This window comes from Gymnodinialimonas phycosphaerae, assembly GCF_019195455.1.
Taxonomy (GTDB): domain Bacteria; phylum Pseudomonadota; class Alphaproteobacteria; order Rhodobacterales; family Rhodobacteraceae; genus Gymnodinialimonas; species Gymnodinialimonas phycosphaerae.
Genome location: NZ_JAIMBW010000001.1, coordinates 2,446,172 through 2,459,354, shown reverse-complemented (window position 1 = coordinate 2,459,354; position 13,183 = coordinate 2,446,172). Strand labels below are relative to the sequence as shown.

The 13,183-nt window shown below is 61.1% G+C and carries 14 protein-coding genes; 11 read left to right on the top strand and 3 right to left on the bottom strand.

Going from position 1 to position 13,183, the window contains the following annotated elements:
• Positions 1-4: 4 nt before the first annotated feature.
• From KUL25_RS12200 to phnN, 5 genes are read left to right on the top strand one after another with little or no spacing between them, the layout of a single operon-like run.
• Positions 5-1,096, top strand: coding sequence for a carbon-phosphorus lyase complex subunit (locus KUL25_RS12200; protein WP_257893183.1), 1,092 nt, complete (start codon positions 5-7; stop codon positions 1,094-1,096).
• Positions 1,093-1,983 (top strand): alpha-D-ribose 1-methylphosphonate 5-phosphate C-P-lyase PhnJ, encoded by an 891-nt coding sequence (locus tag KUL25_RS12195; RefSeq protein ID WP_257893182.1) that lies wholly within the window; start codon positions 1,093-1,095, stop codon positions 1,981-1,983. Before KUL25_RS12200 ends, KUL25_RS12195 begins: the two co-directional genes overlap by 4 nt.
• Positions 1,980-2,750 (top strand): phosphonate C-P lyase system protein PhnK, encoded by a 771-nt coding sequence (phnK, locus tag KUL25_RS12190; RefSeq protein WP_257893181.1) that lies wholly within the window; start codon positions 1,980-1,982, stop codon positions 2,748-2,750. Before KUL25_RS12195 ends, phnK begins: the two co-directional genes overlap by 4 nt.
• A 60-nt stretch (positions 2,751-2,810) precedes the next feature.
• Positions 2,811-3,491, top strand: coding sequence for a phosphonate C-P lyase system protein PhnL (gene phnL / locus KUL25_RS12185; protein WP_257893180.1), 681 nt, complete (start codon positions 2,811-2,813; stop codon positions 3,489-3,491).
• The gene (gene phnN, locus KUL25_RS12180) at positions 3,491-4,033 is read left to right on the top strand and encodes a phosphonate metabolism protein/1,5-bisphosphokinase (PRPP-forming) PhnN (RefSeq protein WP_257893179.1); all 543 of its coding nucleotides are present in this window, start codon (positions 3,491-3,493) and stop codon (positions 4,031-4,033) included. Before phnL ends, phnN begins: the two co-directional genes overlap by 1 nt.
• Here phnN and KUL25_RS12175 read toward each other — a convergent pair.
• On the bottom strand, positions 4,015-4,695 hold the full coding sequence (locus tag KUL25_RS12175; RefSeq protein ID WP_257893178.1) for a DUF1045 domain-containing protein: 681 nt from the start codon (positions 4,693-4,695) through the stop codon (positions 4,015-4,017). The two genes, phnN and KUL25_RS12175, sit on opposite strands and share 19 nt — an antisense overlap.
• A 34-nt stretch (positions 4,696-4,729) precedes the next feature.
• On the opposite strand from KUL25_RS12175, the gene KUL25_RS12170 reads away from it, so the two are divergent.
• Positions 4,730-5,875 carry an alpha-D-ribose 1-methylphosphonate 5-triphosphate diphosphatase gene (locus KUL25_RS12170; protein ID WP_257894856.1) on the top strand — a complete coding sequence of 382 codons (1,146 nt, stop codon included), beginning with the start codon at positions 4,730-4,732 and terminating at the stop codon, positions 5,873-5,875.
• Here the strand turns inward: KUL25_RS12170 and KUL25_RS12165 are convergent.
• Together KUL25_RS12165 and KUL25_RS12160 are read right to left on the bottom strand one after the other, a co-directional pair.
• Entirely contained in the window at positions 5,872-6,711 is an 840-nt protein-coding gene (locus KUL25_RS12165) for a sugar phosphate isomerase/epimerase family protein (protein WP_257893177.1), read from the bottom strand. The two genes, KUL25_RS12170 and KUL25_RS12165, sit on opposite strands and share 4 nt — an antisense overlap.
• Positions 6,711-7,862, bottom strand: a complete 1,152-nt coding sequence (locus KUL25_RS12160; protein ID WP_257893176.1) for an alpha-D-ribose 1-methylphosphonate 5-triphosphate diphosphatase — start codon at positions 7,860-7,862, stop codon at positions 6,711-6,713. Before KUL25_RS12160 ends, KUL25_RS12165 begins: the two co-directional genes overlap by 1 nt.
• Positions 7,863-8,256: 394 nt before the next feature.
• Here KUL25_RS12160 and phnD point away from each other — a divergent pair, with 394 nt between their 5' ends.
• The 5 genes from phnD (at position 8,257) to KUL25_RS12135 (ending at position 12,493) form a co-directional block, all read left to right on the top strand.
• Positions 8,257-9,183 (top strand): phosphonate ABC transporter substrate-binding protein, encoded by a 927-nt coding sequence (phnD, locus tag KUL25_RS12155; protein ID WP_257893175.1) that lies wholly within the window; start codon positions 8,257-8,259, stop codon positions 9,181-9,183.
• A 77-nt stretch (positions 9,184-9,260) separates the two neighbouring features.
• Positions 9,261-10,082, top strand: coding sequence for a phosphonate ABC transporter ATP-binding protein (phnC, locus tag KUL25_RS12150; RefSeq protein WP_257893174.1), 822 nt, complete (start codon positions 9,261-9,263; stop codon positions 10,080-10,082).
• Entirely contained in the window at positions 10,075-11,013 is a 939-nt protein-coding gene (gene phnE / locus KUL25_RS12145) for a phosphonate ABC transporter, permease protein PhnE (protein WP_257893173.1), read from the top strand. The genes phnC and phnE (KUL25_RS12145) overlap by 8 nt, the downstream gene beginning before the upstream one ends.
• Positions 11,013-11,873 (top strand): phosphonate ABC transporter, permease protein PhnE, encoded by an 861-nt coding sequence (phnE, locus tag KUL25_RS12140; protein ID WP_257893172.1) that lies wholly within the window; start codon positions 11,013-11,015, stop codon positions 11,871-11,873. Before phnE (KUL25_RS12145) ends, phnE (KUL25_RS12140) begins: the two co-directional genes overlap by 1 nt.
• Positions 11,870-12,493 (top strand): DapH/DapD/GlmU-related protein, encoded by a 624-nt coding sequence (locus KUL25_RS12135; RefSeq protein WP_257893171.1) that lies wholly within the window; start codon positions 11,870-11,872, stop codon positions 12,491-12,493. The genes phnE (KUL25_RS12140) and KUL25_RS12135 overlap by 4 nt, the downstream gene beginning before the upstream one ends.
• Positions 12,494-13,183 lie beyond the last annotated feature (690 nt).

Genomic DNA, 13,183 nt, shown 5'->3' with positions numbered 1-13,183 from the left:
GGTCATGTATGTTGCCGTCAAAGGCGGGGAGCGGGCCATTGATAACGCCCATGCCTGGCTTGCCGAAGAACGCCGGGGCGATACCGGCATCGCCGAGATGACCATTGCGCAAATCCGAGAGCAGCTGGCGCTGGCCGTTGACCGCGTGATGGCCGAGGGGTCGCTTTACGACCCGGACCTCGCCGCATTGGCGATAAAACAAGCGCGCGGCGACATGATCGAAGCGGTCTTCCTGATCCGCGCCTATCGCACAACCCTGCCACGCTTTGGGGCCAGTGAGCCGATCGACACGGGTGCGATGGCTTGCGACCGGCGCATTTCGGCCACGTACAAGGATCTGCCGGGCGGGCAGGTGCTTGGGCCGACATTCGACTACACCCATCGACTGCTCGACTTCGCGCTAGCGGCTGAGGGACTTGAGCCGCCCGAGGCACCGGAAGCACCGGCTGACATGGCCGATCTGCCCCACGTCACCGATTTCCTTACGCAGGAGGATCTGATCCAACGCGAACCCGAAGGCACCGACACGCCGCGCGACCTGACGCGCGAGCCGTTGGATTTCCCGACCGACCGGCCTTTGCGGCTTCAGGCGCTTAGCCGGGGGGATGAAGGGTTTGTCCTGTCGATGGCCTATTCCACCCAACGTGGCTATGGGCGCAACCATCCCTTCGTGGGCGAGTTGCGGATCGGTTTAGTGCCGGTTGAAATGGACATTCCCGAGTTGGGGTTCGCAATAGAAATCGGCGAGGTCGTGGTCACCGAATGCGAAACCGTGAACCAGTTCACCGGCTCCAAGACCGAGCCGCCACAATTCACTCGGGGCTATGGGCTGACCTTCGGGCGTTGCGAGCGCAAGGCGATCTCCATGGCGTTGGTCGACCGTGCGATGCGGTGGGCGGAGTTGGGTGAGGACAATGTCGGCGCTCCGGCGCAGGACGAGGAATTTGTCCTCTATCACGCGGACAATGTGCAGGCCTCGGGCTTTCTGGAGCACATCAAACTGCCCCATTACGTCGATTTCCAATCGGAGCTTGAACTGATCCGCAGGTTGCGGGCGGAGGCAATGGAAGGCCGGCATCAGGAGGCTGCGGAATGACCGATCAAACCTACAACTTCGCCTACCTCGACGAACAGACCAAGCGCATGATCCGCCGCGCGATCCTGAAAGGCGTCGCGGTGCCGGGTTATCAGGTGCCCTTCGCCAGCCGCGAGATGCCGATGCCCTATGGCTGGGGCACGGGGGGCGTGCAGGTCACCGCCGCCTGCCTGACGCCTGATGACACGCTGAAGGTGATTGACCAAGGCGCGGATGACACGACCAACGCCGTCTCGATCCGCAAGTTCTTCGAGAAGACGGCGCAAGTTGCCGTGACCGAAAAGACCGGGGAGGCCACAGTGATCCAGACCCGCCACCGCATTCCCGAAGAGACGCTTACCGAGGATCAGATCCTCGTCTACCAGGTGCCGATCCCCGAGCCTTTGCGGTTCTTGGAGCCTTCCGAAGTCGAGACCCGCAAGATGCACAGCCTTGAGGAATACGGGCTGATGTATGTGAAGCTCTACGAGGACATTTCGCGACACGGTGAGATTGCGACGGCCTATGCCTATCCGGTGAAGGTCGAGGATCGCTACGTAATGGACCCCTCCCCGATCCCGAAATTCGACAATCCGAAGATGGAAAGCGCCGCCTTGCAGCTGTTTGGCGCGGGGCGCGAGCAACGCATCTACGCGGTGCCGCCCTACACCAAGGTCGTGAGCCTCGATTTCGAGGATCATCCCTTCGACCAGTCCAAAGCGCCGCATCCTTGTGCACTGTGTGAGGCCGAAGACAGTTACCTCGATGAGGTCATCACAGACGATCAGGGCGGCCGGATGTTTGTGTGCTCCGACACAGATTTCTGCGCCTCCCGCAAGGCTGCTGGCTTTACAGGCGAAATGACGAATACGCGCCCCTTCTCAGTCGAACAGGAGGCCACGCAATGACCCCGCTAATGGATGTTCGGGACCTGACCAAAACCTATGGCGCACGGATCGGGTGCGCCGATGTTTCGTTCCGCCTCTATCCCGGCGAGGTGCTGGGGATTGTGGGGGAGAGTGGCTCGGGAAAATCGACCTTGCTGAACTGCCTTGCAGGGCATCTGCCACCCGATCAGGGCGAGGTGATCTTTGACACCCGCGCCGAAGGGCCGCGCGATGTTTTGGCGATGTCCGAGCCGGAGAGGCGGATGTTGGGTCGCACCGATTGGGCCTTCGTGCATCAAAACCCGCGCGACGGATTGCGGATGCGCGTGAGCGCGGGCGGCAATGTGGGCGAGCGCTTGATGGCTGTGGGGGCACGGCATTACGGCGAGATCCGCGAACAGGCACTCGACTGGCTCGACCGCGTTGAGATTGCGGGCGAGCGGATTGATGATCGCCCCGCCGCTTTTTCTGGGGGTATGCAGCAGCGGTTGCAGATCGCGCGAAACCTCGTCACTGGGCCGCGCCTGATCTTCATGGACGAGCCGACGGGCGGGCTGGATGTGAGCGTGCAAGCGCGGCTTCTTGACCTTCTACGCAGTCTTGTTCGGCAGATGGGGTTGTCGGCCATTGTGGTCACCCATGACCTCGCCGTTGTGCGGCTTTTGGCGGACCGGCTGATAGTGATGAAGGACGGCAATGTCATCGAAACAGGCCTGACCGATCAGGTGCTGGACGACCCGCAGGCGCCCTACACTCAGCTTCTGGTGAGTTCTGTTCTGCAGGTCTGAGGGAGAGGTTTCGCGTGTGAACCATCTAATTTTAAACAGTTTTATAAGGAGGGCTTAACGATGATCGCGGTTGAGAATCTGACCAAGACTTTCACCTTGCACAACCAGGATGCCGCAATCATCCCGGTGATTGAAGGGGCCGGTTTTTCGGTAGAGCCAGGTGAATGCGTGGCGCTGACTGGCGAAAGTGGCGCGGGCAAATCGACCGTCATGCGTATCCTTTACGGCAATTACCTAGCGCAAGGCGGGGCCGTTCGGATTGGCGATGTGGACATCACCCATGCCGAGCCGCGTGAGATCCTGCGCCTGCGCCGCGAGACCCTTGGCTATGTAAGCCAGTTCTTGCGGGTGGTGCCACGGGTCCCGACACTCGATGTCGTGTCTGAGCCGCTTTTGCACGTTGGTTGGTCCGAGGCTGATGCCAAAGCCCGCGCGCGCGCATTGCTGGACCGGCTGCGCATCCCGGAGCGGTTGTGGTCGCTGTCGCCCACCACCTTTTCCGGCGGCGAGCAGCAGCGCGTGAACATCGCGCGTGGCTTTGCCCATCGCTATCCGGCGCTGCTTCTGGACGAGCCGACAGCCAGCCTGGACGCAACGAACCGCGAAACGGTGCTGTCACTGATCGAAGAGGCCAAGGCGGGGGGCGCTGCCATCGTTGGCATCTTCCACGATCTTGAGGCCCGCGCCAGCGTGGCGGATCGGGAGGTCGATGTCTCGGCCTTCACGCCAAAGGCGGTGTAATGGCGGGGCGCTTCATCGCGGTGGTTGGGCCTTCCGGCGTTGGCAAAGACAGCCTGATGGAAGGGCTTTGCGCGACCCGGTCCGACCTGCACCGTGTGCGGCGTGTCATCACGCGGTCGCCTGAGCTGGGCGGCGAGAATTATGAATATGTCTCAGAGAGCTTGTTTGCCGCACGGGCGGCTGGCGGGGATTTCGCGTTGCACTGGAAGGCCCATGGGTTGAGCTATGGCATCCCAAATGCGGTGCGCGAAGTGCTTGCCAATGGGCAAGATGCGCTCGCGAACCTGTCGCGCGGGGTTTTGCAGGCGGCAGACGACACGTTTGACGACCTGATCGTTCTGCATGTGACTGCAAGCCCGAAGATCCTGGCACGGCGATTGGCCCAAAGAGGGCGCGAACGCGGGCATGAGATCGACCGGCGTTTGGCCCGGCCCAAGCCGGTGATGCCGGTGGGGTTGAAGACCATCACCATCGACAATTCCGGGCCATTGGCCGAAAGCGTTTTGGCAGCGGCAGCGGCCCTTTACCCGGCGAGAGTATAGCGATGGAGCAGGTGAAAGCGTCCGTCGGGGTCCTCGCCCATCAGCGCAAGGCTTTCGATCTCGAACGGGCTTGGCAGGACTGGGGCAAAGTGCCTGGCCAGGACGTCCCGGACAGCCTCCGCATGGTCCGCTCGGCCGGTCAACGTCATATGGAACTGGAATTCGTCCATCACGTAAGGATAGCCCCATTTCTGCAAGAGCGCCTCTTGCCGGTCGGAAAGGCCTGCCTTGCGGCGCTTGGCCAATTCGGTCTCGGAGGGGCGCGCGCGGAAGGTGTCGAGCGCTTCAACCGCTGCGGCCGCCAGCGTGGCGAGGCCCGGCGAGGGATCAGCGGGCACGATGGCGACGAAGCCGCCCAGTCGGCGCACGGCAAGACTGGGGATCGTGACCGGAGCCTGGGTGGCGCAAAAATCCGCTGCGGCATCGTGGAGCGCGTCGACGGACTGTCCATCGGCCATCACAAAAGGCGGTTTGATCGTGCCGTGGAAGCCGTAGCTCCGGGGCGTGGCGGCCAGGACTTCGACCGGTTCCGGCAGGCCCGCGACATTCGGGTGCGGCACGGCCTGACCGGTCGCGCTGTTCCATCCGAGCCACGCCGAGGCCGCATCGAAGAGCGCGCCTTGCGGCACCACGTAAAGCCCGAACCGTTTGAATTCATCCATGCCCGAGGGTCCCATGCCTGAAGATGCTGCTGTCATCGCTGAACCTGTTGTCCTTGCCAATGCTGAAGTCATAGCGCCTGACGGCGCGTTCCGGGGACGCGTTACTGTGGTTGGTGACCTGATCGTCGAGGTGGTGGATGGCGCCGAGGTGCCTGCGGGTGCCATCGATTGCGGTGGCGACGTGGTCGCGCCGGGTCTGGTGGAGCTGCACACCGACAATCTGGAGCGTCACATTCGCCCGCGCCCTGCGGTGCATTGGCCGCACAATGCAGCGATTGTCGCCCATGATGCGGAGCTGGCCTCGTGCGGGATCACCACGGTGTTCGATGCGATCCGAGTTGGCTCGATTGAGGGCAAGGCAGGGACCGGATGGTCGCGTTATGCCCGTGATTTGGCCGATGAAGTCTTGGCAATGCGCGCCAAAGGGGCGCTGAAGATCAGCCATCATCTGCATCTGCGGGCGGAGGCATGCTCTCATTCGTTGATCGACGAGTTGGAGCAGTTTGGGCCGGACGACCGGGTTGGGATCGTGAGCCTGATGGACCACACGCCGGGGCAGCGGCAATTCGCGGATATCGGCCAGTACGAGATCTACATGAAGGGTAAGCATGGCCTGTCTCATGACAGTTTTGAGGACCATGTGCGGACGCGTCAGGCCCTTGGCGAAAAGGTGCGTGATGTGCATGAGGCGGCTGCGGTCGCGGCGGCAGGTCGGTTCGGGGCCGTATTGGCCAGCCATGATGATACACTGGTCGAACATGTGGAGCGGTCTGCGGGCTATGGCATTGCGCTGGCAGAGTTTCCGACAACGCTCGCGGCGGCGGAAGCGTGCCGGGCGCATGGAATCTCGGTGATAATGGGCGCGCCGAACCTGATCCGGGGAGGCTCGCATTCCGGCAACGTCGCGGCGGGCGCGCTTGCCAAGGCCGGGCTGCTGGACATCCTGTCTTCGGATTACGTGCCCTCGGCGCTGCTGTTTGCGGCCGTGCGACTCGGGGCGCTCTGGGGCGACCTGCCGCGAGCTTTGGCGGCGGTCAGTTCCGCGCCCGCGCGAGCTGCCGGTCTGACGGATCGGGGCGAAATCGCCGCAGGTCAGCGTGCCGATTTGGTGCGCTTCCGGGTCGAGGGCGAAGTTCCAATTTTGCACTGTGTCTGGTCGGGCGGGCGGCGGGTCGCTTAACATGCCAACCCTTCGCCGCTGAGATAGTCCATCGCGGCAGGAATGTCGTTGGCCTCGCGCAGTTCGAGGACGAGATGCGGGCGCTGCGGAAGCGCCGCAATCGCACGGAACACAGCGTGCCAATTCACGGTCCCTCGGCCCGGAGGCCAATGGCGGTCGGCGAAGCCATCGGCATCCTGAAGGTGGACATGGGACAGCATTTCAGCCGCATCCGTCACGAAGTAATCCACCGGCGGCGCGCCTGTCGTACCATGCGCGTAATGGGCGTGGCCGGTGTCGATGGAGAGCCGCACGGCATCAGAGCCAAAGCTGGTCGCAAGCGCGCGGCGCCACGACGGGTCAATGTCCTCAATATTCTCGATCACCAGCGTGATCCCTTCCGCCTCGGCCCGTGTCACGGCGGCGCTTAGGTTGTGGTGCACGCGGTCGATTGTTGCCTCGGCAGTGGAAGGGGTGTTTCCGGCGCGCGGATTGTTTCCGAAGTTGAACCAATCCCAGGTCTTGTAGGGCGAATGCACAACAATCTGTGTAGCTCCCAGCGCGGCGGCGGCGTCCACCGCAGTGACCATCCGGCGCGACAGGATCGCTGCAAGCTCGGGGTCTTTCATGTCGAGCGGCAGGTCGTAGAACGGGCCGTGGATGCCCAGACGCCCTTTGAACCCGTCAAGATGCTCGCGGGCTTTCGAGACAAGCGGCTGCCAATCGCCAAGCAGAACCTTGGGCGCGCAGAAATCCTGGATTTCAAGGTCGCGTTGGCCGTCAATCAGCCACTCGCGGTAGGTGGGCAGCTCAGCGACATTTAGCGCCGCGCCGATGGACAAGGGCAGATCGGCCATCAGAACACCCGTTTCCCGGCGCGCCAGACCGCCTGCACCAAGGGCTGGCCCTGTTCCACGCGGACGGCAACCAGATCGGCCCGCGCACCGGCCTCGATCACGCCACGGTCCGACAAGCCCGCCAGATGTGCGGGCGCGCGTGTGACCATGCCGATGGCTTGCGGCAGATCGTAGGGCAGGGCCGGGTCGGCCGCGATGGCGAAGGCCGCATCCAGCGGCGAGCGCGGGATGTAGTCGGAGGCCAGGATGTCCACGAGCCCGTGGGACAGAAGCTCGGCCACCGAAACGTTCCCCGACTGAGAGCCACCGCGCAGGTAATTCGGCGCGCCCGCGACCACGGTCAGACCCAGATCTCGGGCACGCTGCGCGGCCTCTAGGGTTGTGGGGAATTCCGATATCGCGCAGCCTTCCGATTTCGCCTGGTCGACATGGGCGGCTGAGGCATCATCGTGGCTCATGAGCGACACACAGGCGCGGGCTGCTGCATCAACGCAATGGGCGCGAACCGAAGCGCCGTGGGTCTTGGAGCGGTCGAAAAGCTCGGACATCATCTGGCGCCCCTCAGTCTCATCGACTTCCATGTCGCGGATCATGTGCCAGAACCATTTGTCCACATCAGGGCTTTGCCGGTCACCGGGGGTATGATCCATGACAGACATCAACCGTGTGATGGGCAGGCCGATGGTGGCATCAACCAAGGCGGGCGTGGCCGGGTCGGAGATTTCGCAGCGCAGATGCAAAAGGTGCTCGGCCCGGAAAAGGTCGCGATCGACCGCGTCGCGGATGGCAGCCACAAGCGGTTGCAGCAGCTCGCGACGTTCCTGTTTTTGCATCGATGCGCCAACCGAGAGACTGTCGAAGACGGTCGTCGTGCCACCAGAAATCACTACAGCATCATAGGCAAGCAATGCAGGCAGAAACGCCCAGATCACGCCAACGCGGGGATGGGTGTGCCGCTCCACATGGTCGGTATGAACATCAACGATACCGGGGATCAGATAAGCACCTTGCAGGCTTTCGCCGTTCTGCGCCTGCGTAAGACCTGCGATCTGACCGTCTACTATCGCGAGGGCACCATCAACGATGCCTCCGGGTGTGACGATCTTTGCGTCGCTCAAAACGGTCGCGGTCTGCTCGAAACGGTCAAACATGGGACACCTCTAAAAAGTGGGAGACCCGTCCTAGGGGCGGATGGGTAACACCCACCACACCGAGGGGTGACGCTTTGGTGACAAAATGGGGGGGTGGCCAGCGTTCCGGTTGTGGACGAATCTGCTTTTTGAGGTCGGAGGGCCGCCGTTGGCCAAATAAACCGACATTCGACCCGAGAAATCCGTGAACAAAAAGCGACCCATACGCACGCGTGAGGGCAGATTCCTCACGAGAATCAATGGAAATCAGGAACTTCCGAGATCGTCTTTCAACTGTCATCTAGCCGTTGCTTTTCGTTCATCCCCATCGCCTAGGCGTGCAGCGACCTGGGTGGCGCATCAATAGACATCAAGCGCAGCTCCAGGGTTTGAAAAACCTGAGGGATGAAATCACATGTCGAAGATCTCACTTGCCGCGCTGCTCGCCGGCGCAACTGCACTGACCTCCACCGCTGCATTCGCGCAGGACGCCGATTGGCGCGAAGAGGTGCCCGTGTTCCGCATTGGACTTCTGGGCGGCGAGAATGAATCCGACCGCCTGCGCCAGCACGCTTGCCAGGAAGCGTACCTGGAAGAGCGCCTGGGCGTTGACGTGGAACTGTTCCCGGCCTCCGACTATGCCGGTGTTCTTCAAGGCCTGCTGGCCGGTCAGCTGGAATTCGCGGGTTTGGGTTCCTCGGGCTATGCGGGCATCGTTCTGCAGGACGAAACAGCCGTTGAGCCGCTCTACACCACCATGCAGATCGATGGCTCGTTGGGTTATTACTCGGTCATGTATGTGCGCGCCGACAGCGACATTGAAAGCTTCGAAGACATGGAAGGCCGCACGCTGGCGTTCGCTGATCCGAACTCCACCTCAGGTTATCTGGTGCCGTCCTATGAACTGGCACAGGAAATCGGGCCGCTTGAAGGCTATTTCGGTGAGACCGGATTTGGCGGCGGTCACGAACAGGCCGTGGTGGCCGTGCTGCAGGGTCAGTATGATGCCGGTGTGACCTGGACCTCGGGCGTGGGCGACATCAACCAAGGCTATTCGCGCGGAAACCTGCGGTCGATGGTCGATCGTGACATGCTCAACATGGATGAAATCCGCATCATCTGGCAGTCGAACCTAATCACCAACGGCCCGCGCGTGATCCGCTCGGACCTACCTCAGGAACTCAAGGACCTGGTGATGGGCGCAATGATGTCGCTGCAAACCGAAGATCGTGAGTGCTTCAACGCCATCAACGATGGTGAAGCGATGGGCTACTGGCCGATCAACCACGAGTTTTACCTGCCGATCATCAACATGCGGCGAGAGCTGGAGGGTCAGCGCTAAGCGCCGATCCGAGACAACAGAGGTCAGTGCCAAAGGCGCTGGCCTCTCTTCTTGTTCCGCAACGCCCGGAGAGTCCCATGCTGATGCTAGAAAACCTGTCGCGCCGATTTGGCGAGAACACCGCCGTGGCCAGCGCCAATCTTGAAATCCCGGATGGTCAGATGGTGGGCATCATCGGGCGATCCGGTGCGGGCAAATCCACGCTTTTGAAGCTCTTGAACCGTTTGACAGACCCCTCCGACGGCAAGATTGTCTACGCCGGTACGGACATCGCGCAGCTCAAGGGGCGCGAGCTTCGTGAATGGCGTTCGGATTGTGCGATGATCTTCCAACAATTCAACCTCGTGGGACGATTGGACGTGATCACCAACGTTCTGACGGGGCGGCTTTATACGATGCCCGCCTGGCGTTCGATGACCCAGACTTTCACAGCGCACGAACGCGCTTTCGCCATCCAGGCACTGGACCGGCTTGGCATGGCCCACACGGCCTTACAACGGGCCGAGACACTGTCGGGCGGGCAACAGCAGCGCGTCGCGATTGCCCGCGCCTTGGCGCAGGAGCCAAAGATCTTGCTGGCGGACGAACCCATCGCCTCGCTCGACCCCATGAACGCGAAGATCGTGATGGATGCGCTGCGATCGATCAACCAGCAGGATGGCAAGACGGTCATCTGCAACCTCCACACTCTTGATACCGCGCGCAACTATTGCGACCGGATCATCGGGATGTCAGCGGGCAAGATCGTGTTCGACGGAACGCCAGACCTTCTGACCACGGACATGGCGCGTGAGATTTACGGTGCCGAGGCCGAAGAGTTCGACGAAGCCGCAACCTCGACCACGCTGCCGGACTCAGAGGCAGTCGCCGCACTGAAAGAGGCTGCGGCTCATGTCTGATATTTCAATCTCTGGCGGTGTGCCGTCCGCTGGGCCCAACGCCAGCGATGTGGTCACGCTGTTCGAACGCCACCGCGCCGCCTTGCGCGCCTCCAAACGGGGCTGGACGATCTTTGCCTTGGTGGTCTTCACGATCTGCCTGGGTTTGTCGATTTATATCAGCAATTTCTACCCGGAACGGCTGGCCAGCGGCGTGCCGCGCATCTTTGAATATTTCGGGACAATCATCCCCGAGCTGCAATGGGATACCCTGTTTGAGGGTCGCGATGCCGACGGGCGCGCTGTGCCCGGCTCAATCACCTACTGGTACACCGACTTCTGGACCTACGCGACGCTGATCTGGGAGACGATCCTGATGGCCATGACCGCCACCTTGATCGGCGCGGGCATGGCTTTTGTGCTGTCCTTCCCAGCGGCCAACAACCTCGCTCCGAATAGCTGGATCTACTGGATCTCTCGCCGGTTTTTGGAGATCTGTCGGGGCATCCCTGAGATCCTGCTGGCGCTGGTCTTCGTCTTCATGATCGGGATCGGACCGCTTGCCGGGGTTTTGGCGATTGCCATCCACACGGCGGGCGCATTGGGCAAGCTTTTCGCGGAAGTGAACGAGAACGCCTCCTCCCGTCCGGTTGAAGGTATCGCTGCCGTGGGTGGGAACTGGCCAGAGAAAATCGCCTATGGCGTTGTCCCGCAGGTTGCGCCGAACTTATTCAGCTACGCCATGCTGCGGTTCGAGATCAACGTGCGCGCCTCGTCGATCATTGGTTTCGTGGGTGCAGGCGGGATCGGACAGGAACTCAACCGCGTAATTTCCTTTTACTCCGACGACCGGGTTTTGGCGGTTCTGATCCTTGTGGTGCTGACGGTGACGGTGATCGACCTGATCTCTGAGCGCATTCGCCATCGCTTCATCGGGCGGGAGAACCTGTGATGACAACTGCAACCTTTGAAACGCTGTCTCAGGCGCAGATCGACGCGGCCCGCACCGCGCATCCGGGTGCTTTCGGGTCGTCGTGGGCCACTGTTAAGCGATGGGCACCGCTTGTCGCCGCAGTCATCTACGTCATTGTCTCGCTGTGGTATTTCGAGTTCGGGCGGCTACTTGATGCCTCTGAGCGGGTGTTGGCGCTTCTTCGTAACTTCGTCGTCTGGCAGGACATGGATACATGGGCCTATCGCCAGATCTATGTCGGGATCTCGCAGACGCTTGCCATGGCGTTTCTCGGAACCCTACTCGGCACGCTTGGCTCGCTGGTCGTAGGCTTCATGGCCGCCAAGAACGTCATGCCCTTTGGCTTCGTGCGTCAGATCGTGCGGCGGTTCTTGGACATTCTGCGGGGCATTGATCAGCTGGTCTGGGGTCTGGTCTTCGTGCGTGCGGTGGGGCTTGGGCCACTGGCCGGTGTTCTGGCGATCTTCGTGAGCGACCTTGGCACCTTGTCAAAGCTCTATTCCGAGGCGATTGAGAACATCGACCGCAAACAGGTGGAAGGCATCCGGTCCACTGGTGCGGGGCCGCTGGCGGTGATCCGCTACGGCTATATCCCTCAGGTCCTGCCGGTGTTTATCTCGCAATCACTGTATTTTCTGGAATCCAACACCCGCTCGGCCACGATCCTCGGCATCGTGGGTGCAGGCGGGATCGGCATGATCATCATCGAACGCTTCCGTGCCTCGCTTTACGATCAGGTGGCCTTCGTGGTTCTGAATGTTCTGGTGCTGATCTTTGCCATCGACTGGCTGTCCAAACGCGTCCGCCTGTGGGCCATTGGCGAGCAGGGCGAGCGATGAAGAAACTCACCGAGGCGCCGACCATCCATGCGGAGGCAGAGGTCGGCGGCGATGTCACACTGGGCCGCTACACCGAGGTGGGAAGGTTAACCAAATTGACCGCCTGCGAAATGGGCGATTATTCCTACATCTGCGATTTCGGCCATGTGATCTGGACGACAATCGGCAAGTTCACCAACATCGCCAACAACGTCCGGATCAACCCCGGCAATCATCCAACCTGGCGCGCCTGCCAGCATCATGCGCTTTATCGGGCCTCGATGTACGGGTTTGGCGAGGATGAAGCCGATTTCTTCGAATGGCGTAAGGATCATTGGGTCACGATCGGGCATGACGTTTGGATTGGTCATGGGGTCAGTATCATGGCGGGCGTCCGCGTCGGCACCGGGGCGGTGGTTGGCGCAGGCGCAGTGGTGACGAAAGACGTGCCCCCTTACACGATTGTCGGTGGGGTTCCTGCGAAAGTGATCCGTCGACGCGCCACTCCGGCTGAGGAAGAAGCGCTTCTCGACATCTCGTGGTGGGATTGGTCCCATGACCGCTTTGCTGCAGCCATTCCCGACTTCAGAGCTTTGTCTTTGGCCGCGTTCATCGAGAAATACGCGAAATCCGACTCCTGAGACTTGCTCTGAGAGGCATCGCCGGGCAATGATGGGCGCCCATTTGGTGTGGCTCCGCTCCATGGATGCAACCAGGCCCGGATTGGGCCATGTGTCGCCCCTCAATCGTTTGCTTTTCGAATCTGAGCCAGCCCAATAGTGTCATGCAAATGTTACAGACGCTTGAAGTGGGATCACGGACATTTACGTTGCTGAATTGGATGAAGCGGGAAAAATCGCTGCTGTGTGGGTGAAGAAAGACGGCGCCCGGGGTCCTGGTCCCTTCGACCCTCGAAAACACACAATCAAACCTAAGTCTCAGCAGCAATTCGCAGGTGCTTCGCGTCGTGAAATCGAGAGTTGGATTGCCGCAAAAACACAGCAGGCTGCGCGCACGACGTAATCAGAGCGCAAGGCGCTAGATTATTGGCAGCCTGCGTCAAACCCGCCCTTGCCACCATCCATAGCTTACTTGGCAATGCTTCTGGCCCACAAGCCGGATCAATATGCGGGACGCAAAACGATTTCTGTGGCGCCACGCCCTTGAACACAGAGCTTCCGGCGACCCGGTAAAGAAACGCAGCGCCGAGTGATAAATCGGTGTAACGTGTTCCATTTTTTCTGCTCGAATTGCCCTTTTCAACCTGTGGATAACTCGAATCTGTTACGTGGCGATGACGTGAAAACCCGGCCAGAAAAGGCGTTTTTCGT